18 protein-coding genes and 1 pseudogene are annotated in these 22,908 nt (G+C 71.2%); 14 read left to right on the top strand and 5 right to left on the bottom strand.

All coding sequences use genetic code 11. The features are described 5' to 3' along the window. Nucleotides 1–23 precede the first annotated feature (23 nt). The 4 genes and pseudogenes from ACH4TP_RS18550 to ACH4TP_RS18565 all read left to right on the top strand — a co-directional run bounded on the left by ACH4TP_RS18550 (nucleotide 24) and on the right by ACH4TP_RS18565 (nucleotide 4,036). Complete coding sequence (locus tag ACH4TP_RS18550) at nucleotides 24–455, top strand: ATP-binding protein (protein ID WP_398438555.1); 432 nt, start codon at nucleotides 24–26, stop codon at nucleotides 453–455. Between the two features lie 290 nt (nucleotides 456–745). After that, the gene (locus ACH4TP_RS18555) at nucleotides 746–1,594 is read left to right on the top strand and encodes a helix-turn-helix domain-containing protein (RefSeq protein WP_398181273.1); all 849 of its coding nucleotides are present in this window, start codon (nucleotides 746–748) and stop codon (nucleotides 1,592–1,594) included. A gap of 494 nt (nucleotides 1,595–2,088) precedes the next feature. Continuing rightward, nucleotides 2,089–3,216 (top strand): annotated as a pseudogene (locus tag ACH4TP_RS18560) (RHS repeat-associated core domain-containing protein); the annotation flags it as partial. A gap of 406 nt (nucleotides 3,217–3,622) precedes the next feature. Continuing rightward, entirely contained in the window at nucleotides 3,623–4,036 is a 414-nt protein-coding gene (locus tag ACH4TP_RS18565; protein WP_389222756.1) for a hypothetical protein, read from the top strand. A gap of 111 nt (nucleotides 4,037–4,147) precedes the next feature. Here the strand turns inward: ACH4TP_RS18565 and aspS are convergent, their stop codons facing one another. Then, nucleotides 4,148–5,965, bottom strand: a complete 1,818-nt coding sequence (gene aspS, locus ACH4TP_RS18570; protein WP_398181258.1) for an aspartate--tRNA ligase — start codon at nucleotides 5,963–5,965, stop codon at nucleotides 4,148–4,150. A 173-nt stretch (nucleotides 5,966–6,138) separates the two neighbouring features. On the opposite strand from aspS, the gene ACH4TP_RS18575 reads away from it, so the two are divergent. Further along, the gene (locus ACH4TP_RS18575) at nucleotides 6,139–8,262 is read left to right on the top strand and encodes a SpoIIE family protein phosphatase (RefSeq protein ID WP_398438556.1); all 2,124 of its coding nucleotides are present in this window, start codon (nucleotides 6,139–6,141) and stop codon (nucleotides 8,260–8,262) included. A gap of 125 nt (nucleotides 8,263–8,387) precedes the next feature. Beyond that, nucleotides 8,388–9,203, top strand: a complete 816-nt coding sequence (locus tag ACH4TP_RS18580) for an MBL fold metallo-hydrolase (RefSeq protein ID WP_398181251.1) — start codon at nucleotides 8,388–8,390, stop codon at nucleotides 9,201–9,203. A 24-nt stretch (nucleotides 9,204–9,227) separates the two neighbouring features. Here ACH4TP_RS18580 and ACH4TP_RS18585 read toward each other — a convergent pair whose 3' ends face one another. Together ACH4TP_RS18585 and ACH4TP_RS18590 are read right to left on the bottom strand one after the other, a co-directional pair. After that, nucleotides 9,228–10,295 carry an AI-2E family transporter gene (locus tag ACH4TP_RS18585; RefSeq protein WP_398181248.1) on the bottom strand — a complete coding sequence of 356 codons (1,068 nt, stop codon included), beginning with the start codon at nucleotides 10,293–10,295 and terminating at the stop codon, nucleotides 9,228–9,230. A gap of 207 nt (nucleotides 10,296–10,502) precedes the next feature. Next, entirely contained in the window at nucleotides 10,503–11,465 is a 963-nt protein-coding gene (locus ACH4TP_RS18590) for a pirin family protein (protein ID WP_398438557.1), read from the bottom strand. 229 nt (nucleotides 11,466–11,694) lie between these two features. On the opposite strand from ACH4TP_RS18590, the gene gcvH reads away from it, so the two are divergent. Next, a complete protein-coding gene (gene gcvH, locus ACH4TP_RS18595; protein WP_398181245.1) occupies nucleotides 11,695–12,090 on the top strand; it encodes a glycine cleavage system protein GcvH in 396 nt (131 codons plus the stop codon). A 109-nt stretch (nucleotides 12,091–12,199) separates the two neighbouring features. Here gcvH and ACH4TP_RS18600 read toward each other — a convergent pair whose 3' ends face one another. After that, nucleotides 12,200–12,712 carry an SseB family protein gene (locus ACH4TP_RS18600; protein ID WP_398181242.1) on the bottom strand — a complete coding sequence of 171 codons (513 nt, stop codon included), beginning with the start codon at nucleotides 12,710–12,712 and terminating at the stop codon, nucleotides 12,200–12,202. 126 nt (nucleotides 12,713–12,838) lie between these two features. On the opposite strand from ACH4TP_RS18600, the gene ACH4TP_RS18605 reads away from it, so the two are divergent. From ACH4TP_RS18605 to ACH4TP_RS18630, 6 genes are all read left to right on the top strand, one after another. Continuing rightward, nucleotides 12,839–13,264: a hypothetical protein gene (locus tag ACH4TP_RS18605; protein WP_398438558.1), complete on the top strand. Its 426-nt coding sequence runs from the start codon at nucleotides 12,839–12,841 to the stop codon at nucleotides 13,262–13,264. 5 nt (nucleotides 13,265–13,269) lie between these two features. Beyond that, the gene (locus ACH4TP_RS18610; RefSeq protein ID WP_398438559.1) at nucleotides 13,270–15,186 is read left to right on the top strand and encodes an alpha/beta hydrolase; all 1,917 of its coding nucleotides are present in this window, start codon (nucleotides 13,270–13,272) and stop codon (nucleotides 15,184–15,186) included. Continuing rightward, on the top strand, nucleotides 15,183–15,752 hold the full coding sequence (locus ACH4TP_RS18615) for a hypothetical protein (RefSeq protein WP_398438560.1): 570 nt from the start codon (nucleotides 15,183–15,185) through the stop codon (nucleotides 15,750–15,752). The genes ACH4TP_RS18610 and ACH4TP_RS18615 overlap by 4 nt, the downstream gene beginning before the upstream one ends. Nucleotides 15,753–15,923: 171 nt before the next feature. Next, complete coding sequence (locus tag ACH4TP_RS18620) at nucleotides 15,924–17,753, top strand: acyl-CoA dehydrogenase (protein WP_398438561.1); 1,830 nt, start codon at nucleotides 15,924–15,926, stop codon at nucleotides 17,751–17,753. Nucleotides 17,754–17,884: 131 nt separating this feature from the next. Next, nucleotides 17,885–19,192 (top strand): M18 family aminopeptidase, encoded by a 1,308-nt coding sequence (locus ACH4TP_RS18625; RefSeq protein WP_398181228.1) that lies wholly within the window; start codon nucleotides 17,885–17,887, stop codon nucleotides 19,190–19,192. A 48-nt stretch (nucleotides 19,193–19,240) separates the two neighbouring features. Continuing rightward, nucleotides 19,241–19,564 carry a hypothetical protein gene (locus ACH4TP_RS18630; protein ID WP_398438562.1) on the top strand — a complete coding sequence of 108 codons (324 nt, stop codon included), beginning with the start codon at nucleotides 19,241–19,243 and terminating at the stop codon, nucleotides 19,562–19,564. Here ACH4TP_RS18630 and ACH4TP_RS18635 read toward each other — a convergent pair whose 3' ends face one another. Next, nucleotides 19,565–21,358 (bottom strand): NHL domain-containing thioredoxin family protein, encoded by a 1,794-nt coding sequence (locus ACH4TP_RS18635; RefSeq protein ID WP_389222729.1) that lies wholly within the window; start codon nucleotides 21,356–21,358, stop codon nucleotides 19,565–19,567. A 160-nt stretch (nucleotides 21,359–21,518) separates the two neighbouring features. On the opposite strand from ACH4TP_RS18635, the gene ACH4TP_RS18640 reads away from it, so the two are divergent. Then, nucleotides 21,519–22,907 carry a hypothetical protein gene (locus ACH4TP_RS18640; RefSeq protein ID WP_398438563.1) on the top strand — a complete coding sequence of 463 codons (1,389 nt, stop codon included), beginning with the start codon at nucleotides 21,519–21,521 and terminating at the stop codon, nucleotides 22,905–22,907. Nucleotide 22,908: the final 1 nt, after the last annotated feature.

The raw sequence follows: 22,908 nt of genomic DNA on the forward strand, positions 1-22,908 counted from the left end.
CAGGGGCGGCCACGCTCGGTGATGTGAATCAGCAGAACACCACCCAACTCCTTTTCCCTGCACGTCACTTCAGCGTGCTCCTGTCACCCACGCCCCGCGGGGCCCGGCTCGCCCGGCTGCTCGCCGTCGAGTGGATGCGGGATCACGAGGTTCCTTACGGCGTGGCCGAGACCGCCACCCACGTCGTCGCGGAGCTCGCGGCGAACGCGGCGACGCACGGCCGGGTCGCCGGCCGGAGCTTCCGGCTCGGGCTTCTCACCCGGGAGGACGCTCTCCGGATCGAGGTGACGGACACCCGGGGCGAGGACCTTCCCCGCGTCCAACGCCCAGCCCCTGACGGGGACTCCGGGCGCGGGCTGCTGCTCGTCGAGGCGTTGGCGGACCGGTGGGGCGTGGAGACCGGCCCTTCGCCCCGAAAGACCGTATGGGCAGAAATCGATCTACCGCAACTCTGACCTGCGGAAACGGCCCACTCAGCCGAACTCCGGGAATGCGGCGTTCGGCTGGGCGGGACGTCTTCCAAAGCAACGAGCCGAGAGAAAGAACCCCCACCAAACCCCACCCTTTCCCTCCCACGTCGAAGGCTCACTCATGCGAGTGAATGACGCCAACTGGGCTGGATTCGGGAGGGGTTGCCTGCTTTACGCTCGGCTCGACCGGCATATGCCAACAGACATGCGTCGGCCCTCGCCGGGAGGGCAATCCCAGGACGAGGGCCTGACCACCATGGAAGGACCACTTCCTGATGGGTACTCGGAACACTAGCGCGCGCACCTCCGCCTCGTCCCGTAACGGCGCGAAAACCCACCCCAAGGCGCGTACATGCGCCCGTCCCGGAGGCGTCATGCACGACAACGGCCGCCACATCCGCCGCTTCACGGTGATCGGCAACCACCTCGCCCAGCACGCCGAGCTGTCGTTGACCGCCATCGGCCTCGCCGCGCACATCCAGTCGCTGCCCACCGGGTCCTGCGTCAGCATCAAGACCCTCGAAGGGAAGTTCCCGGAGGGGAGGAAGCGGATCAGCGACGCGCTGAACGAGCTGGAGGCCCACGGCTATCTGAGCCGGACGCGAGAGCGCCTGGCGGACGGGCGGATGGTCACCCGCACGGTCTCGCACAACATGCCGGGCCGGAAGACCGTCGAAGAACCGCCGGCGAAACCCGAGCTGCCCGCCCGCCGCCCGGACCCCCAGCGCAAGGCGCTCCCCGCCGTCCCGCAGCCCGCCTACCCGGCCCCGGACCTCCTGGTGACGGCACGCGCGATGCTCATCGACCTGCGCCGTGACGACCCGCGCCTGTACCTCTCCGCCACCGACGTGGACCACCTCGCCCCGGGCGTCGCCACCTGGCTGGAACGCCAGGTCACCCCGGAGTCCGTACGCCGGATCCTGACCTTCGCCCTCCCCCGGGAACAACTCCACCGCCCGGCCGCCCTCCTGGCCCACCGCCTCATCGCCCACCTCCCGCCCCTGCCGCCCTTCTGCTCCCCCGAACCGGGCGTCCAGCACCCCCTCCAGAACTGCGACATCTGCGACCGCGCCTACCGGGGCCCCGAACCGGGCACCTGCGCCGCCTGCGCGTCGGCGACCTGACAGGGTGGGCCACTCCTCGTTGCTCGCGCGAATGTTCGCCTGCCAGCCTGCGTGAGTGACTGAGCAGGGGGACGACAGGCCGGAGCCCCACCAGCTGTCACGGCTGGCGGAGTTGGCGAACGCACCGGCAGACGCACCGGCAGGCGTAGCGGTGCCGCCCGTACAGCCAAAACCGGAGCCGGATCCGGAGCCGCGACCGGCCGACGAGGCGGCGGCGACGAAGCGACGCGAGTTTGCGCGATTGCTCGGCGAATTCCGGCGTACCGCCGTCCTCGTACCGTTCGACGACCACGACAGCCTGTGGACCACGGACTTCAACGGGGTGCGGTGGATCTGCGCGTTCTCGGACGAGGAGGCGCTGGCCCGGTTCGCGGTCGCGCGCGGAGACGCGGCGCGGGAGTGGACGTACCGGACGGTCCTCGGCGCGCGGCTCCTCGACGTGATGGTGCCGATGCTGCCGGGGCCGGGAGGGGTCGCGCTGGACGCGGGCAGTGCGGACGGGGCAGACGACTCCGGGCGGTTCGACGAGCACATGGTCGTACGACGCGGCGGGCCGCCGTACGGAACTGACGTCCTCGGGCCGGACGCTGGCCTTCACCCACGACGCCGTCGGCCGTGAAGTCTCGCGTCGGGTAGCCGATTTCGCCGCCTTGGACTTCTCGTTCGACACCATGGGCCGCCTCACCGCGCAGGAGGTCACGGGCGGTTCGGGCCGCCGCCTCCAGCACCGCGCGGACGGCGGCCTCATCGGCATCACGGACACGCTCTCGGGCACCCGCAGCTTCGACCTGGACGCGGCCGGCCGTGTCACGGCCGTCCACGCCCACAACTGGACGGAGCGGTACGCCTACGACGACGCCGGCAACCAGACGGAGGCGTCCTGGCCGTCGACGCACCCGTCCCACTCGTCGACGGGAGCACGCGCTTACCAGGGCACGCGCATCACCAGCGCGGGTTCCGTCCGCTACGAACACGACGCCCAGGGCCGGATCGTCCTCCGCCAGAAGACCCGCCTCTCACGGAAGCCGGACACCTGGCGCTACGAGTGGGACGCGGAAGACCGCCTCACGGCGGTGACGACACCGGACGGCACGGTGTGGCGCTACGGGTACGACCCCTTGGGCCGCCGCATATCCAAGCAATCCCCGCTGGAGACGGTCCACTTCACCTGGGACGGCGCCACTCTCTGCGAGCAGACGACCGAGGACATCACCCTCACCTGGGACCACGCGGGCCTGCGCCCCCTGGCCCAGACGGAACGCCGCACGGGCCCGGACTCCACGGCCGAGCGCTTCTTCGCGATCGTCACCGACCTGATCGGCTCACCGACGGAACTGGTCTCCGAGTCGGGTGACGTGGCCTGGCGCACCCGCTCGGCTCTCTGGGGCACGACAACGTGGAACCGCGACGCCACGGCATATACACCGCTGCGCTTCCCTGGGCAGTATTTCGACCCCGAATCTGGCCTGCATTACAACTATTTCCGCTATTACGACCCGGAATTGTCCCGCTACCTCAGCCAGGACCCCCTGGGGCTGACCCCCGCCCCGAATCCGGCTACATACGTCCACAACCCACACAGATGGAGCGACCCGCTAGGACTTTCGCCCTGCCCCGACGAACGCGGTGAGTACGATTTCCGGCAACCAAATCCTCAGTTCCCACCTGACCAGGCCGCCGTAGACGCCATGAGGTCCGCCCCACGCGGTGGAAACATCGATTGCTCGGAGATTGCGGAACGAGTACTCGAGGGTTCTAGCGGCAACGGGAAGATCATCAACTTCACGCTCAGGGGAGGCGACGGCATAAACATCCCAGAGAATATGGGCTCAAAGGTGACGGATTATCGCTATCATGACGTATACACGGACGGTAGGTACGTATACGACCCAGCAATGAGCAGCGACCCCATTCCCTACGGGGACTACGAACGCGCGATTCGACTGAATAACCCTGGGAAGAAATTGATCGTCGGCAACGGCGGATACGACGGGCCTCTCTGGTGACGAAGAGAAAGGCATCGGACGCATGTCGGCACGTTTTCAGGTGGCGGGCAAGACAATCAGCCGTCTTGGGGCTTTGGAATGGTTCAAACTCAGTGTGAGTCGCCACCCCCAACTCGGCCATCTTCAAGTGCCTTACGTCGGTTGGCGGTTCGCCGAGCCCAGCAGTTCGAAGCTCCAGTTCGTCGAAGAGGCCGTGCGCACGACACCCACCCAGGTGGAGTGGCGCGTGGACACGTCCCGGAGAAACTGGCTTCTCGCTCCGGCGCGCATCCTGGGAGACGGTGCGAACCCGGCCGCCTCACCCGCCTTCGACGAACGCGTCGAGACGGCCACGCGGGACCAGGGTTTCTGCGCGCAGGCGTGGGACGACCTCGACGCGATCATACGAACGTTGGGCCAGCTCACCTCCGCGCGGGAGAACCCGCACGAGGGCTGAGCTGTTGCGGTTGCGCGGTCGGGATCCGCTGATCGTTCGCGCAGCCGAGAAACACCGGTGGGGCCCGGAACCGCATCCACGGTTCCAGGCCCCACCAGTGTCGAAAGCCGATTAGCGGCCCGCCTCCGGGTGGACCGACTCCGTGATCGGGCGGTCCTCCGTGACCTTCTTCTCGACGGGCTTGCGGAGCTGGATGTTCAGCTCGCGCAGGCGGGACTCGTCGAGCTCGGTCGGGGCGCCCATGAGGAGGTCCTGGCCGTTGCCGTTGAGGGGGAAGGCGATGATCTCGCGGATGTTGGGCTCGTCGGCGAGGAGCATGACGATGCGGTCGACGCCGGGGGCGATGCCGCCGTGCGGGGGGGCGCCGTACTCGAAGGCGCGGAGCATGCCGGCGAACTCGGACTCGACGGTCTCGCGGGAGTAGCCGGCGATCTCGAAGGCCTTGAACATGATCTCGGGCTCGTGGTTCCGGATGGCGCCGGAGGAGAGCTCGATGCCGTTGCAGACGATGTCGTACTGCCAGCCGAGGACGTCCAGCGGGTCCTGGGTCTCCAGGGCCTCGAGGCCGCCCTGCGGCATGGAGAACGGGTTGTGCGAGAAGTCGATCTTGCCGGTCTCCTCGTCCCGCTCGTACATCGGGAAGTCGACGATCCACGCGAAGCGGAAGACGTTCTCCTCGAACTGGCCGGCGCGCTTGGCGGCCTCGACCCGGACCGGGCCCATGATCTTGGAGACCTCGTCGAACTCGCCGGCGCCGAAGAAGATCGCGTGGCCGGGCTTCAGGCCGAGGCGCTCGGTGAGGACCTTGACGTTCTCCTCGGTGAGGAACTTGGCGATGGGGCCGGTGAGGGCGTTGTCCTCGCCGACGCGGACCCAGGCCAGGCCCTTCGCGCCGAGGGAGACCGCGAAGTCGCCGAGGGAGTCGAAGAACTTGCGCGGCTGGTCGCCGGTGTTCGGGACGGCGAGCGCGCGGACGTGCTTGCCGGCGAAGGCCTTGAACTCGGAGGCCTCGAAGACGTCGGAGATGTCGACGAGTTCGAGGTCGGTGCGCAGGTCCGGCTTGTCGTTGCCGTACTTCAGCATCGACTCGCGGAACGGGATGCGCGGGAAGGGGGAGGTGACGTGGCGGCCGCCGCCGAACTCCTCGAAGATCTCCGTCATGAGCTTCTCGATCGGCTGGAAGACGTCTTCCTGCTCGACGAAGCTCATCTCGACGTCGAGCTGGTAGAACTCGCCCGGCGAGCGGTCGGCGCGGGCGTCCTCGTCGCGGAAGCAGGGCGCGATCTGGAAGTACCGGTCGAAGCCGGAGATCATCAGCAGCTGCTTGAACTGCTGCGGCGCCTGCGGCAGCGCGTAGAACTTGCCCGGGTTCAGGCGGGACGGGACGACGAAGTCGCGGGCGCCCTCGGGGGAGGTCGCGGCGAGGATCGGGGTCGCCATCTCGTTGAAGCCGAGGGCCACCATCTTGGAGCGGATGGAGGCGATGACGGCGGAGCGCAGCATGATGTTGCGGTGCATGCGCTCGCGGCGCAGGTCGAGGAAGCGGTACTCCAGGCGCCGCTCCTCGTTGACGCCGTCGTCGGCGTTGATGGTGAAGGGGATCTGCTTGGCGGCGCCCAGGACCTCGACCTCGGCGGCCTCGATCTCGATCTCGCCGGTCGCGAGCTCCGGGTTGACGTTGTCGGCGCCACGGGAGACGACCTTGCCGTCCACGCGGACGACGGTCTCCTTGGTCAGCTTGTCGAGGACCTCGGCGGCGGGGGTGCCGGGCCGGGCGACGAGCTGCGTGATGCCGTAGTGGTCGCGCAGATCGATGAAGAGGATGCCGCCCAGGTCGCGCCGATTGTGCAGCCAGCCGCTCAGCCGGACGTCGGTGCCGACGTCAGAGGCGCGGAGCTCGCCGCAGGTGTGGGACCTGTACCGATGCATCGTCGTTCATCCAGTCTTCGGGATCTTGGGTCTGGGGCGCCGGCCGGACGTGAGCACTGTCACAGATGTCACAGGACACGCGGGCAGACCCACCCAGGGTACCGGCCGGGCCAAGATCGCATTTCGAATACTCTCGGTGGCGACCTGGTGTCCGATATTCATAAAGTGGGGCAATGCGCACCGAGGACGTCCTGGCCGCGATCGCGACCGGCCTGTGGCGCTGGGACAACGCGTCCGGGATCGTCTCGCTCGACGCAGAGGCCGCCCGGCTGCTCGGGCTGCCCGCCGAGCCCGTGCGGCTCAGCGAGGCGGCCGTGCGGTCGCGCTTCCACCCGGTGGACTGGAACGAGATCGACGGGGTGGTCAACCTCGCCGTCGCCGAGGGCACCCTCGCCGAGGCCCGGCTGCGGATCATGGACGAGCAGGGGCGGGTGCTCCGTACCGTACGGAGCAGGTCGAAGCCGCTGATCGAGGGGAACGACTACCAGCTGGTCGGCACCCTCCAGGAGGTCGCCGAGCAGCCGCCCGGCACCGCCGCCCGCACCCCGATCACCGGCGACTGGCGCCGCTCCCGCGAGGCCTTCCTGCTCGACGCGGGGCGGGCGCTCGCCGAGGCGCGGTCGACGGCCGAGGTGCTGCGGGTGGCGGCCTCGCTGTCGATGCCCGGTTTCTCGCCCGACGGGCTCGCCGTCTTCGGCGTGGCGGGCGACCGGCTGACGGTCATCGGCCACCACGGGCACAGCGAGGGCGACGAGGGGCCGTTCTCGTCGATGCCGCTGGACACGGACTATCCGGCGGCGGAGGTCGTACGGACCGGGCGGGCGATCTACCTGCCGACGCCGGAGGAGTACCTGCGGCGGTTCCCGATGACCTGGCCGCTCGCGCAGCGCTTCGGGCGCCGGTCGTGGGCCTTCGTGCCGCTCGTCGTCGCCGGGCGGACGATGGGCGCCTGGATGGCGGCCTTCAAGCACCCGGTGGCGTTCACGCCCGACGAGCGGTCGGTGCTGACGACGGTGGCGCGGATGCTCGCGCAGGCCCTCGCACGCGCGGGCGTGGCCGAGTCCGAGCGCGAGCTGTCGCTCGGGCTCCAGCGGACGATGATGCCGGTCCTCGGGCCCGGCATCCCCGGCATCCAGGTCGCCGCGCGGTACGTGCCGACCGGCGGCGGGCTCCAGGTCGGCGGCGACTGGTACGACATGATCCGGCTGCCCGGCGGCACCTCCCGCACCGGCGGGCGCGGCCCGGGCCGCATCGCCCTCGTCATCGGCGACGTCCAGGGGCACGACGTGCGGGCGGCCGGGCTGATGGGGCAGCTGCGGATCGCCCTGCGCGCGTACGCCTCCGAGGGCCACCGGCCGGACGCGGTGCTCTCGCGGGCCTCGCGCTTCCTGTACGGGATCACGGACGGGGACGACGGGGACGGGAACGGCGGCGGTCCGCGCTTCGCGACCTGCCTCTACCTGGAGGTCGACCTGGAGACGGGGACCGTCGACATCGCGCGGGCGGGGCATCCGGATCCGGCGGTGCGGATGAACGACGGAACGGTTCTGCTCCGGCCCACGGCCGGTGGCCTTCCGCTCGGCATCGACCCCGACACCGACTACCCCACCACCCGGCTCACCCTGGATCCCGGCGAGACGCTCATGATCTGCACCGACGGGCTCCTGGAGACCGGCGGGCACGACCTGGACAGCGGCTGGGAGCGGGTACGGAAGCTGCTGGAGTCCCACGACGGCGAGGACCTGGAGGGGCTCGCCGACGTCCTCGTGGAGGCCGTCCACGGGCCCGGATCGCACCACACGACGGGGCCGCTCGCCGACCGCCGTGAGGACGACATCGCCGTCCTGCTGCTCTCCCGCCGGCCCGCCGGCACCGTGCGCGAGGCCCCCCGCCGCACCCTCATGTCCATCGCCCAGGCCGAACCGGAACGCATCGCCGAGGCGCGCGAGCAGGTCCGGCAGCTGCTGCACGACTGGTCCGACGGGGACCAGCTCGACTCGGCCGTCCTCATGGTCTCCGAGATGGTCACGAACGTCCTCGTCCACACGGACGGCGACGCGCTCCTGGTGGCCGAGGTGGCGTGCGGCGAGAAGGCACGGCGGCTGCGCGTGGAGGTCTCCGACGGGAGCGACGAACTGCCGCACAAGCGACACCCGGGCGAGATGGCGTCGAGCGGGCGCGGACTGGTCCTGATGGAGATGCTGGCGGACGCGTGGGGGGTCGATCCTCGGGGCGAGGGCAAGGCGATCTGGTTCGAACTGAACGAACCGGATTCGGAGGGGGGCTGCTGCGGCTAGCCCGTTGTGGGCCCGCGCCCGCCGGAGCGGTGCCCCCGCCCGGACGGCGCCCAGCCGGGCGCGGGGTCGGAACGGGGCGCAGACTGGTTTCGTACGGTCGCGCGTGGGGGACAACGGAGCGCGCCATGGACACCCACAAGGTCGGCAGCGACACGACGGTGATCGCCGACAGTCTCGACGTCCCGGGCATCGGGCACGTCCCCGCCAACGCCTACGTCCTCACCGCCGCCGAACCCGTCGTCGTCGACACCGGGCTCTCGGTCGAGGACCGCGACTTCGTCGCCGCGCTCGGCGGGGTCATGGACCCGGCCGACGTCCGCTGGATCTGGCTCACCCACCCCGACCGGGACCACACCGGCGGCATCTTCGACCTGCTCGACGCGGCCCCACGCGCGCGCGTGGTCACGACCTTCCTCGGCTTCGGGATCATGACGACCGAGCGGGCACTGCCCATGGACCGGGTGTACTTCCTCAATCCGGGCCAGTCCCTCGACGTCGGCGACCGCACCCTGCACGCCTTCCGGCCGCCGCTCTTCGACAACCCCGCCACCGTCGGCTTCTACGACGACCGGACCCGGATCTGCTTCAGCTCCGACTGCTTCGGCGGTCCGATGCCGAGCGCCGAGCTCGCCGAGAGCGGGCACGCGAGCGACCTGAAGCCGGAGGAGCTGCGGCGGGCGCAGCTGCTGTGGGCGACGATCGACAGCCCGTGGGTGCACCTGGTGGACGCGGAGAAGTACCGGGCGTCGCTCGCCCCGCTGGCGGAGATGAACCCGGAGATCGTGCTGTGCACGCACCTGCCTCCGGCCGTACGGATGACGCGGCAGATGCTCGGCACGATCGCCGCCGCCCCGGACGCCGACCCGTTCGTCGGCCCCGACCAGGCGGCGCTCGAACAGCTCCTGGCCTCGTTCGAGGCGGGTGGGATGGCGGCGGCCTGAGGCCTGAGGCCTGTCGGACAGGTCTCAGGCCTCGTCCACGGGCTCCGGTGGTGCCCCGTACCGCGTCCGCAGCACCCCCAGGATCCCCGTCGCCGCCGCCGTCAGCGGTACGGCGAGCAGCATGCCCAGGACGCCCGCGACGGACGCCCCCGCGGTGATCGCCAGCATCACCACCGCCGGGTGCATCTGCACGGTCCTGCTCTGGACGAGGGGCTGGAGGACGTGGCCCTCGACGACCTGGACGGCCAGGACGACGCCGAGGACCCACAGCGCGATGGCGAAGCCGCGGTCGGCGAGGGCGACGAGGACGGCGATCGCCCCGGAGAGGAAGGCCCCGAGGTAGGGGATGTAGGCCGTCACGAAGACGAGCGCCGCCAGCCCCACCGCGCCGGGCACGTCGAGGACGACCAGGCCGATGCCGATGAGGACGGCGTCGACGAGGGCGATGAAGGTGGTGCCGCGCATGAAGCCCTCGACGGCCTCGAAGGCGCGGCGCGCCATGGCCTCGACGAGGTCGCCGGTGCCGCGGGGGGCGAGGGAGCGCAGGGCGCCGGCGGCCCGGTCGGAGTCCTTGAGGAAGAAGAAGATGAGGAACAGGGCGAGGACGCCGGTGGCGAGCATCTGGCCGACGACGCTGAGGCCGCTGATGACGCCGGAGGCGGCGGTGCCGCCGAACTCCCTGAGGAGTTTCTCGGCGTTCCCGGCGATGTCGTCGAGGGAGGTGCCGGCGGCGCCGAGGTGGTCGGCGATGTCGGTGGCGGCCTGCCGGAGCGAGGCGATGATCTGGTCGCCGGTCTCGACGAGGGCGGCGACGACGATGTACGTGGCGCCGCCGACGACCACGAGGACGGCGACGACGGTGAGCGCCGCGGCGAGGCCCCTGCGCACCTTCATCCGCAGCAGGCGCCGGTGGAGCGGGCCGAGGAGGGCGGCGCCGAGGATCGCGAGGAGGACGGGGGTGACGGCCGTCTTGAAGAGGACGCAGAGCCAGATGAAGACGGCGGCGACCCCGGCGGCGAGCAGCAGGACGACGCACCAGGCGGCGAACCGGCGGGCGGGTTCGGGGAGGAGCGGCGCTCGGCTGGTCTGCACCTCCTCACCGGACCACGCCCGTCGGCGTGTCGTCGCGCTCTGACAGCCGTACGGGTGACAGCCCGTCAGGGGTGCGGCCGGGGCACGGACGGCTACGCGCGTGGCCCGGTCCGCACGCCCACGGCCACGCGCGCGTGGGCACGCGCGTGGCACGCCCCGGGCCGTACGGGGCCGGGCCTCCGGCCCCGCCCCGTACCGACTCCTCCGTTACTCGCCCATCCCGTGCACCGCCGGGATCGTGCCGAGGCGGCCCGCCTGGAAGTCCTCGAAGGCCTGGCGGAGTTCGGCCTGGGTGTTCATGACGAACGGGCCGTAGTGGGCCATGGGCTCGCGGATGGGCTGTCCGCCGAGGAGCACGACCTCCAGGTCGGGGGTGTTCCCGTCCTGCTTCTCGTCGGCGCGGACGGTGAGGGCGCCGCCCTTGCCGAAGACGGCGGTCTGGCCCGTGTGGATCGGCCGCCGGTCGGTGCCGACGGTGCCGCGGCCGGCGAGGACGTACGCGAGGCCGTTGAAGTCCTCGCGCCAGGGGAGGTTGATCTCGGCGCCGGGGCGGAGGGTGGCGTGGATCATCGTGATGGGGGTGTGGGTGATGCCGGGGCCCTCGTGGCCGTCGAGCTCGCCGGCGATGACGCGGAGCAGCGCGCCGCCGTCGGGGGAGGTGAGGAGCTGGACCTGGCGGCCGCGGATGTCCTGGTAGCGGGGGGCCATCATCTTGTCGCTCGCGGGCAGGTTGACCCACAGCTGGAGGCCGTGGAAGAGGCCGCCGCTGACGACGAGGGACTCCGGCGGGGCCTCGATGTGGAGGAGGCCGGAGCCGGCGGTCATCCACTGGGTGTCACCGTTGGTGATGGTGCCGCCGCCACCGTTGGAGTCCTGGTGGTCGAAGGTCCCGTCGATGATGTAGGTGACGGTCTCGAAGCCGCGGTGGGGGTGCCAGGGCGTGCCCTTGGGCTCTCCGGGCGCGTACTCCACCTCGCCCATCTGGTCCATCATGATGAACGGGTCGAGGTACTGGTAGTTGATCCCGGCGAACGCGCGGCGCACCGGGAAGCCCTCGCCCTCGAAGCCCTGGGGGGCCGTGGTGACGGCGAGGACGGGGCGGGAGACGGCGTCGGCGGGGGCGGCGACGCGCGGCAGGGTGAGCGGGTTCTCGACAGTCACAGCGGGCATGACCGGACCTCCTTGGGTGCGACCTTGTACGTCCACTTTAGTTGAACGCTGAACTTTCTGCCACCCGGAACGCGGAACCGTTCCGCGTCATTCCCGGGCGTCCCGTCCGGACGGCCGAAAGCCGCCCACCCGTCCGAGTGAGCCACGCCCCCGCGCCCCCGGCCACTCGGGCACGCTGTCTCCGCCGGACAGACCTCCCGGCACCCCGACGGCCCCTGAAGGAGCCCGCATGTCGCACTACCCGGAGCACCTGAAGTACTCGAAGGACCACGAGTGGGTGGAGGTGACGGGCGACAGGCGCGTGCGCGTCGGCGTCACCTACTTCGCGCAGAAGCAGCTCGGCGACATCGTCTTCGTGGACGTCACGGCGATGGGCCGCGACGTCGAGGCGGGGGAGGAGTTCGGCACCGTGGAGTCGGTCAAGTCGGTGAGCGTGCTGTACGCGCCCGTCGCCGGCCGGGTGACGGCCAAGAACCCCGAGCTCGACGGTGAGCCCGAGCTGATCAACTCCGACCCGCACGGCGACGGCTGGATCATCGAGATCGAGACGTCCGGCACCGGCGCGCCGGCCGGACTGCTCGACGCCTCGCAGTACGCGGACCTCATCGCGGCGGAGGCGGAGTAGGCCGCACGGGGAACGGGCGGGCCCGGCGACCCCCGAAAGGGTGCCGGGCCCGCCCGTACACGTCCGTGCGGCCGCGTGCGCGCGTCCGCGCTTCCGTCGGCCGTACGGCTCAGCCGTACATCCGCCGCATCGCGTAGTCGACCATCTGCTCCACGGCCTTCGCGTCGAAGACCATGCGGTGGTCGCCCTCCATGTCGAGGACGAAGCCGTAGCCGGTCGGCAGCAGGTCGATCACCTCGGCGCCGGTGATCACGAAGTACTTCGACTCCTTGCCCGCGTACCGCCGCAGCTCCTTGAGCGAGGTGAACATCGGGATGACCGGCTGCTGGGTGTTGTGCAGGGCCAGGAAGCCGGGGTTGTCGCCGCGCGGGCAGTAGACCTTGGAGGTCGCGAAGATCTGCTGGAAGTCCTCGGGGGCCAGGGTGCCGGTCGTGAAGGCGCGTACGGCGTCCGCGAGGGAGGGCGGCGAGGGCTCGGGGTAGAGCGGGGGCTGCTGCTGGGCGTACCCACCGGGGACACCGCCCTGCATCCCGGCCTGCATGCCGCCCTGCGGCGGGTACTGCCCCTGCTGGGGAGGCGCGTACTGCTGCTGGGCACCCGGGTTCTGCTCGTAGCCGTACATGGGGCCAAGACTATCGAGCGGCGGGGCCACGGACAGGCGCACGGGTGCCTCTCGCCCCCTTCTTCGCACCGCACCCCCTCTCTTGCTAGGTTCGCGGAAGCAATCCGGCCACCACGGGGGTGACAGATGGCGCTGAACGCCAAATGGCAGGAAATCATCGGAGAACAACCCGCCGCGATGAGCCTCGCGGGGCTCCCCGCCCCCGACGGGGGAGGCGGAGGCGACCTCAAGGCGGACGTCGGCCCCTGGCACAGCGCCGGAAACACCGCGGGCGAGCTGCGGACCTCCACCTCGAACTCGGTCACCGACCTGGACACGGCCAACGAGGGCGTCACCGGCTCCACCGCCGGCTTCGACTCCTCCGCCGCGCTCGACGAGATCCTCGGCACCTGGAAGACCCGCCTCTCCGCCGTCCGCGACGAGTGCGGCCGGCTCGAAGGCGCCCTCAAGGCCGCCGGGCGGGACTTCGGCGAGCGCGAGGAGGACACCCGGCAGAAGGTGGCCGCCGAGGGCGCCCGCCAGTCAGGTCCTTCCCAGAAGAAGGAGGGCTGACCTCCGTGCCCACCTGGCAGCAGCTGCGCGACGTCAAGCTGAGCGAGTACACCGATGCCGCCGACGGCTGGGGCAAGGTCAGCTCCCGCGCCAACGCGGACAAGGACCGCGTGGACAACGGCGTGTTCGCCAAGATCCACGACACCCAGAAGGGCGAGGCGGCCACCAAGGCGAGCGGCGACGTCCAGCAGCTCTCCCGCAACTACCAGTACCTGCACACCGAGTGCGGCCTGATCCGTACGGCGCTCAACGGGCTCGCGGCCGAACTCGCCGCCCCGCAGAAGAAGCTGAAGCAGGCCCTTGAGGACGCGGAGAACCTGAAGTTCACCGTGAACCCCGACGGGACGGTGACCTACCCGACCCAGTCGTACGTCCTCGCCCCGGGCTCGAACACGGCGCACGACGGCGCCCCCTTCCCCTACCTCCCCGGCAAGGCCGAGGGCATCGGCAGCGCCGACGCCAACAAGGGCAAGGCCGAGGACATCGCCCAGCGCATCGGCGACGCCGTCCGGGAGGCCGCCGAGATCGACGGCCGCTACGCCGGAGTCCTGCGCAAGCTCAAGGCCGAGCCCGGCCTCACCGTCAGCGACGAGACCCTCGCGGACGCCGCCAAGGACACCAAGGCGATGCAGGACGCCGCCGGCAAGTACGCCGACGACGACAAGATCCCCCACGGCAAGTCCCCCAAGGAGAACGCCGACTGGTGGAACGGCCTGAGCCAGGAGCAGCGCGACGAGTACGCGACGCTCTACCCGGCCTCCATCGGCGCCCTGGACGGCATACCCTCCGCGGTCCGCGACGACGCCAACCGGATGGTCCTCGCGGAGACCCGCGCCCAGACCCAGCTCGACCTCAACGCCATCCCGAAGCAGCCCCAGGAGTACCTGCCGAACCCCAACGGCTCCTACCCGGCGGTCATCAAGAACCCCGAGTGGCGCGAGTGGAACGACAAGTACGGCGACCGGAAGAAGGAGCTGGAGGCGGACCTCAAGGGCATGAACGCCATCCAGGACCGCTTCGACCGCACCGGAAAGGCCGAGCGGCCCGGCGAGAAGCCGCTGCCCGAGGCGTACCTCCTCGGCTTCGACACCCAGGGCAACGGGCATGCGATCGTCGCCAACGGAAATCCGGACACCGCCACGCACACCGCGATGTACGTACCCGGCACCACGTCCAACCTGGAGGGCATCGGCGGCGACATCAAGCGCATGGAGACCCTCTGGCGGGCCAGCGACAACCTGGCGAACGGGCAGAGCGTGTCCACGATCACCTGGCTCGGCTACGACGCCCCGCAGAACATCGTCAAGGACGCCCCCTTCAGCCACTACGCGGACGACGGCGCCCCCAAGCTGAACAACTTCGTGGACGGCCTGCGCGCCACCCACCAGGGCGAGCCCTCGCACCTGACGGTCACCGGCCACAGCTACGGCTCCACGGTCATCGGCTCCGCCGCCCGCCAGGGGACGCTGCACGCCGACGACGTCTTCGTGGCGGGCAGCCCCGGCATGCAGGTGGGCAGCGCCACCGACCTGGACGTGCCCAAGGGCCACGTCTACGCGGCGGAGGCCGACAGCGACCCGTACCTCAAGGGGCTGCACCTGCCCGGCCCGCTCGGCGCCCTCACCGACGACAAGTACGGCGGCTTCAACGTCCCCTTCGTCACCAGCGACCCGGTGCCGGACATCGGTGGCTGGGGCCACGCGCCGAAGAAGGTCGACATCGACATCCTCCCCTCGTGGCTCGACGGCGACGGCATGAGCGTCGTGAAGCCCCTGACCCCCACCAACCCCGACTTCGGCGCGCACATCGTGGCCACGGACGGCTCCCGCGGCCACAGCGGCTACTGGGACAACGGCACCGAGAGCCTGAACAACCAGGCCCGTGTCGTCACCGGCCGGTACAAGGAAGTGACCTACCAGTGACCCTCCGCCCCTCCGGTTCCTCCGCGGCGCGCGGCGGCGCGCTCGCCGCCGCGGCCGCCCTCCTCCTGACGGGATGCAGCACCATGAGCAACGACGGCGGCAGCGGCCTGCCCTACGAGCCGCAGCACAAGACGGTCGCCGAGGCCAAGGACCTGGTCCGCGCCCAGTCCAGCGCGATCTACGACGCGGCCGGCCTGCGCGAGGCGAACAACGGCGCCCCCGACGCCGCGCCCTGCGACGGCGTGGACCACGGCTTCCGGGTCCGCCACTTCTGGTCGATGTACGGGCCGAACGCCGACGCCCTGAAGCAGGCCATGGACCGCCTGCACCAGGACCTGCCGGCCAAGGGCTGGAAGGTCCAGCGCTTCGCGCCGGCGAAGTCCGAGGCCAAGCAGCTCCAGCTGGACGTCGAGCACGAGAAGGAGCACCACACGGCGACGATCGAGCTGCTGCTCCCGTCGACGTACGAGGACGCCTCGAAGTGGGAGAAGGCCACCCGGGACAGCCTCTCGGTCTCGGTGACCTCGCCGTGCTACGTGGACCCGGCGTACAAGGTGGGTGACTGAGAGGCGCGGAGGGGCCACGGGGGGTGGCTGCGGTCCGCGTCACAGACATCCGGCCCGGATAGGGGTTGCCGTTATTACCGGTGGGTAGCATCATCGTAGAGAGCGTGAGCTACTCACCGGTAGTACGTCGTACGAAGAATCCGCCTCCCCGAGCCTTACGGAGCCGTCGCCATGGGGCACTACAAGTCGAATCTCCGCGACATCGAGTTCAACCTCTTCGAGGTCCTCGGCCGCGACAAGGTGTATGGCACCGGTCCGTTCGAGGAGATGGACGTCGAGACCGCCAAGAGCATCCTCGACGAGATCCGCCGTCTCGCCGAGAACGAGCTCGCGGAGTCCTTCGCCGACGCCGACCGCAACCCGCCGGTCTTCGACCCGGAGACCAACACCGCCCCCGTCCCGGCCACCTTCAAGAAGTCGTACAACGCCTTCATGGAGTCCGAGTACTGGCGTCTGGGCATCCCGGAGGAGATCGGCGGCACCGTCTCCCCCCGCTCCCTGATCTGGGCCTACGCGGAGCTGCTCCTCGGCTCGAACCCGGCCATCTGGATGTACTCCTCCGGCCCGGCCTTCGCCGGCATCCTCTACAACGAGGGCAACGAGGCGCAGAAGAAGGTCGCGCAGATCGCCGTCGAGAAGCGCTGGGGCTCCACCATGGTCCTCACCGAGCCCGACGCGGGCTCGGACGTCGGCGCCGGCCGCACCAAGGCCGTGCAGCAGGAGGACGGCTCCTGGCACATCGAGGGCGTCAAGCGCTTCATCACCTCCGGTGAGCACGACATGGAGGAGAACATCCTCCACTACGTCCTCGCCCGCCCCGAGGGCGCCGGCCCCGGCACCAAGGGCCTGAGCCTCTTCCTCGTCCCGAAGTACGAGTTCGACTGGGAGACCGGCGAGCTGGGCGCGCGCAACGGCGTCTACGCCACCAACGTCGAGCACAAGATGGGCCTCAAGGCCTCCAACACGTGCGAGATGACCTTCGGCGACAAGCACCCCGCCAAGGGCTGGCTGATCGGCGACAAGCACGACGGCATCCGCCAGATGTTCCTCATCATCGAGTTCGCCCGCATGATGGTCGGCACGAAGGCGATCTCCACCCTCTCCACGGGCTACCTCAACGCCCTGGAGTACGCCAAGGAGCGCGTCCAGGGCACCGACCTGGCGAACTTCATGGACAAGGCCGCCCCCAAGGTCACCATCACGCACCACCCCGACGTCCGCCGCTCGCTGATGACGCAGAAGGCGTACGCCGAGGGCATGCGCTCCCTCGTCCTCTACACGGCCTCCGTGCAGGACGAGATCGCGATCAAGGAGGCGGCCGGCGAGGACGCCAAGGCGCTGCACGGCCTGAACGACCTGCTGCTGCCGATCGTGAAGGGCTACGGCTCCGAGAAGGGCTACGAGCAGCTCGCGCAGTCGCTCCAGACCTTCGGCGGCTCCGGCTTCCTGCAGGAGTACCCGATCGAGCAGTACATCCGGGACGCCAAGATCGACACCCTCTACGAGGGCACCACGGCCATCCAGGGCCAGGACTTCTTCTTCCGCAAGATCGTCCGCGACCAGGGCGCCTCCCTGAACGCGCTGTCCGAGGAGATCAAGAAGTTCCTCGCGGTCGGCACCGGCGGCGAGGAGCTGGCCGGCGCCCGCGACGCGCTCGCCAAGGCCGCCGTCGACCTGGAGGGCATCGTCGGCAAGATGATCACCGACCTCACCGCCACCGGCGAGGACGTCAAGAACATCTACAAGGTCGGCCTGAACACCACCCGCCTGCTGCTCGCCTCCGGCGACGTCGTCGTCGGCTACCTGCTCCTCAAGGGCGCGGCCGTCGCCGCCGAGAAGCTGGCCGAGGGCGCGAACGCCAAGGACGTCGCCTTCTACCAGGGCAAGATCGCGGCCGCGAAGTTCTTCGCCGCCAACGTCCTGCCGGGCGTCTCCGCCGAGCGCGCGCTGGCCGAGGCCGTCGACGGCTCGCTCATGGACCTGGACGAGGCCGCGTTCTAAGACGCCCCTCGTCCTGCAGGCACGGCCCGTCCCCGGGGAGGGGGGCGGGCCGTCCTGCTGCCTGGGCACATCTTGGTCACCCTTTCCGGAGTCTGGTATTCCGTATGCGGTCCGTGCGTAAGGTGAACCCCATGAGCAGCGCAGCTTCCCGCCCCACCGCCGGCCCCTTCGACCGCGGACACACCGACGACCTGATGGCCTTTCTGACGGCCTCCCCCTCGCCGTACCACGCGGTGGCGACCGCCGCCGAGCGGCTGGAGAAGGTCGGCTTCCGGCGCGTCGAGGAGACCGCGGCCTGGGACGGGACGAGCGGCGGGAAGTACGTGATCCGCGGCGGCGCGATCATCGCCTGGTACGTGCCGGAGGGCGCCGCCGCCCACACCCCGTACCGGATCGTCGGCGCCCACACCGACTCCCCCAACCTGCGCGTCAAGCCGCGCCCCGACATGGGCGCCCAGGGCTGGCGCCAGGTCGCCGTCGAGGTCTACGGCGGAACCCTCCTCAACACCTGGCTCGACCGCGACCTCGGCCTCGCCGGCCGCCTCACCCTCCGCGACGGCAGCCACCACCTGGTCAACGTCGACCGGCCGCTGCTGCGCGTCCCGCAGCTCGCCATCCACCTCGACCGCTCGGTCAACGACGGCCTCAAGCTGGACCGCCAGCGCCACATGCAGCCCATCTGGGGCATCGGCGAGGTCCACGAGGGCGACCTGATCTCCTTCGTCGCCGCCGAGGCCGGCGTCGACGCCGAGGACGTCACCGGCTGGGACCTGATGGTCCACGCCGTCGACGCCCCCGCCTACCTGGGCCGCGACAACGAGCTCCTCGCCGGGCCGCGCATGGACAACCTGCTGTCCGTGCACGCCGCCGTCGCCGCGCTCGCCTCCCTCGCGGGCCGCGACGACCTCCCGTACATCCCGGTCCTCGCCGCCTTCGACCACGAGGAGAACGGCTCCGAGGCCGACACCGGCGCCCAGGGCCCCCTCCTCGGCAACGTCCTGGAGCGCTCGGTCTACGCCCGCGGCGGCTCCTACGAGGACCGGGCCCGCGCCTTCGCCGGCACCGTCTGCCTCTCCTCCGACACCGGCCACGCCGTCCACCCCAACTACGCGGAGCGCCACGACCCGACGCACCACCCGCGCGTCAACGGCGGCCCGATCCTCAAGGTGAACGTCAACCAGCGCTACGCCACCGACGGCAGCGGCCGCGCGGTGTTCGCCGCCGCCTGCGAGAAGGCGGGGGTGCCCTGGCAGTCCTTCGTCTCCAACAATGACATGCCCTGCGGCACCACGATCGGCCCGATCACCGCCGCCCGCCACGGCATCTCGACGGTCGACATCGGCGTCGCGATCCTCTCGATGCACAGCGCCCGCGAACTCTGCGGCGCGGACGACCCGTACCTCCTGGCGAACGCGCTGGTGGCGTTCCTGGAGGGCTGAGCACCACGGAAACATCCGCGAAAGCCCCCCGCTGAGAGCGTGGTCCTCATGGAACGTCATGAGGGCCCGCCCCGGGGGAAGTTCTTCGCCGTCCTCGCCGCCGCCGTGGTGCTCGCCGCGGCGGCGGCGGGAGCCGTGATCGCGCGCTACGACGGACGGCCCCCGTGGGGCACGGACATCGCGTACGAGGGCGGCTACCTGCAAGCCGTACGGATCGTGAAGTGGCGCGCCCTGCGCGAGGGCGAGTGCGCCGACATGGAACGGCAGGGGATGGGCGGCGACCGGGCCGTGCACGACCCGGCGGCCTGGGTGGAGGGGTGCCTGGACGGGGCCGCGGGGCGCCCGTCCAGGAACCAGGGGATCGTCCGCTGATCAGCCGTCCATGCCGGCGAGGATCAGCGGGAGGCGGGCGACGCCCGCCGCCGTGACCTTCACCGGGACGCCCCAGTCCTGCTGGTGGACGTGGCAGGCCGGGTACTCGTTGGCCGGGTCGTCGTCGCAGGAGGCGGCCATCGCGGAGACGTGCAGCACGCCCTCGGTGACCTCGGGGTTGAGGTCGAGCTCCCGGAAGAGGTCCGTCCCCGTGCCCTCGCCGCCGAGCAGCAGCTCCGGCGGGGTCGAGGAGACCAGCAGGCGGGTCGAGGGCCCGTACCGCTCGTCCAGCTTCTGCCCGGTCGGCGCCTGGAAGACGACGTCGAGGCGGAGCCGGCCGGGGGCGACCTCGGTGGCCTCGCGCTGCGTCCGGTAGGCGGCGGACTCGACCTGGACGGCCTCCTCGGGCAGCCGCAGCCGGGTCAGCCGGTGCCGGGCGGACTCGACGACCACGATGTCGCCGCCGACCAGGACGGCGTCGCTGGGCTCGCGCAGATCGGTGGCGAGGGTGGTGACCTCGCCGGTGGCGGGGTCGTAGCGGCGCAGGGCGTGGTTGTACGTGTCGGAGACGGCGACCGAGCCGTCGGGCAGGGCGGTCACGCCCAGCGGGTGCTGGAGCAGCGCCTGGTCGGCGGCGCCGTCCCGGTGCCCGAAGTCGAAGAGCCCGGTGCCGACGGCGGTGTGCACGACGCCTTCGGTGTCGATCCAGCGGACGGCGCTGGTCTCGGAGTCGGCGATCCACAGCCGGTCCTCGGTGGCGGCGAGCCCGGAGGGCTGCGCGAACCAGGCCTCGGCGGCGGGGCCGTCGACGAGCCCCTCGTTCGTCGTCCCGGCCGCGACCCCGACGGTCCGCGTCTCCGGGTCGTACGTCCACAGCTGGTGCACACCGGCCATGGCGATCCACACCTTGCCCTGCCACCAGGCGACGTCCCACGGCGAGGACAGGTCCACGTCGAGGGCCGGGCCGGAGGTCGGGGACCCCTGCCACCACTGCTTCCCGGTGCCGGCGACGAGCTCGATGGCCCCCGTCTCCGGGTCGTACGTCCGCAGGGCGTGGTTCACGGTGTCGGCGACGACGACCTTGCCGTCGGGCAGCAGCGCGAGGCCCTGCGGCTCCCGGAAGACGCCCTCGCCGATCCGCCGCACGACGGTCTCCCCGTCCTCGGCGAGCTCCACGAGCTGGTGCCGGGTGGTGTCGGAGACGAGGAAGTTCCCGCTGTCGAGCGTGATGGCCTTCCCGGGGAAGCGCAGGTCGGTCGCGACCGGCTCGGGCGCCACGTACGGCCCGTCCCCGCGCCGCAGCGTCCCCTTGGCCTCGTGCTCGGCCTCCAGCTCCTCGACGAGCGTCCGGATCGCGTTGGCGTGCCCCTCCCCGGCGTGCTGGGCGACGACGTACCCCTCGGGGTCGATCACGACGAGCGTCGGCCACGCGCGCACGGCGTACTGCTTCCAGGTCGCGAGCTCCGGATCGTCGAGGACGGGGTGGTGCACCTCGTACCGCTCGACGGCGTCGACGACGGCCTGGTGCTCGGCCTCGTGCACGAACTTCGGCGAGTGCACCCCGACGATCACGAGCGTGTCGCGGTGCTTCTCCTCCAGGTCCCGGAGCTCGTCGAGGACGTGCAGGCAGTTCACGCAGCAGAAGGTCCAGAAGTCGAGCAGAACGATCTTCCCTCGCAGATCGGCGAGGGTCAGCTCTTCTCCGCCGGTGTTCAGCCAGCCGCCCTTGCCGATCAGCTCGGGGGCGCGGACACGGGCACGTCGGGGCGCGGGGGTGGGCGCGGGAGCGTTCATGGGTCAAGGGTGCCGTACGGGTGGAAAGTGAGGGCCGGGCGGGGGGCCGGGGCGTGTCCCGGGAGGGGGTGGTCGGGGGACGGGCGGTGGCATGGGGCACATGACGCGTGCGGGCAGATCATCGGATTACCACCGCCGTCGGGTGAGCGGTGGACTGCTGATGGCGGTACTGCTCGTGCCGCCCGGCGCCGTCGCCTGGGCCGGCGGGGCCGGGGACGGGGCACTGCGGATGACCGTCACCGTGGCCGGGCGGACCGACAGCGCGGCACGGCCGCCGACCGTACGGGCCGGGACGCAGGTCGTGAAGCGGTACCGGCTGGTCAACCACGGCGAGGCGCACCTGTACGGCGTGCGGATCCTCGACCCGGGCGTGCCCGGCGGGGTCGTACGGTGCCCCCGGCGGACGCTCGGCGCGCTCCGGGAGTTCGAATGCGTCGCCCGCTTCCCCGCCCAGCCCGGGGCGCGCCTCGCCACCGCGCGGGCCGAGGGGGACATCCCGTCCCTCGGGCGCCGCATCAACGCCACCGCCCGCTCCGGGTACGACGGCGTCTCCGGGGCCCTCGCGCTCGGCGAGCGGGTCGTGGTCGGGGCCGGTGCGCCCGGAACGGCCGGACGGTCGGTCCACGCGGCCCCCGCCGGGACCGCGACCGTCACCTACACCGTGACCAACATCGGCAACCGGCCCGTCCACGCCGTACGCGTCGGGGACACCGCCCTCGGCCTCGGCCTCGGCACCGTCGACTGCGGCGGCACCGCGCCCGTCCTCTCCCCGGGCGCCTCGGTCCGCTGCACGGCCACCGTCCGCCGCCCGCCCGGCACCCACCGCAGCACCGGCCTCGCCACCGGCACCGACCGGGTCCCCACCTACGACGCCGCGGGCACCCTCGTCCCCGCCCCGGCCCTCACCGCCCGCTCGTCCGCCGTCTTCACGATCGCTTCGCCTGTGGTGGTGCGGGGGGTTGGTGGGGGTGGGGGTGGGGGAAGTGGGGGTGGGGGAGCTGGTGGGGTGGTGCCCGGGGCCGGTGGGGTCGGCGGGGCTGGTGGTGCCAGGGCGGCTGGTGCTGCTGGTGTCGCTGGTGCTGCCGGGTCTGCTGCGGCTTTCGGGACTCCTGGGGCTCTCGGGGTTCCTGGCGCGAGCGCAGCGGCCGGGACAGGGACAGGGACCGGAACTGGTGCCGGAGCCGGAACCGGTGCCGGGACCGGCACCGGAGGCGTACCCCCCGCCGTACGCCCCACCTCCCCCACCTCCCCCAAGCCCTCCGCCCCTGCCCGCGTCTCCCCTCCCCGGTCCGTCCCCGACCTGTCGGCGGCAGTGCCCGGCACAGGCACAGGCGGCGGCACCAGCACCGGCGGCGGCACCGGCACGGGCACCAGCGCCACCGCAGCCCGCCCGCCGCGGGCGCAGGCCGTGCGGGACGACGAGGGGTTCGTCGGGCGGTTGAGTCGGCGGGGGCGGGAGGCGAAGGAGTTCGGGGTCGTGATGATGTTGCTGCTGGTCCTGATCCCGGCGGCCGTCGCCGCGGCGCTCCTCGGCAACCGGGGGAAGTGAC

Origin of the sequence: Streptomyces sp. NPDC021012 (assembly GCF_044333355.1) — a bacterium.
Taxonomy (GTDB): Bacteria; Actinomycetota; Actinomycetes; order Streptomycetales; family Streptomycetaceae; genus Streptomyces.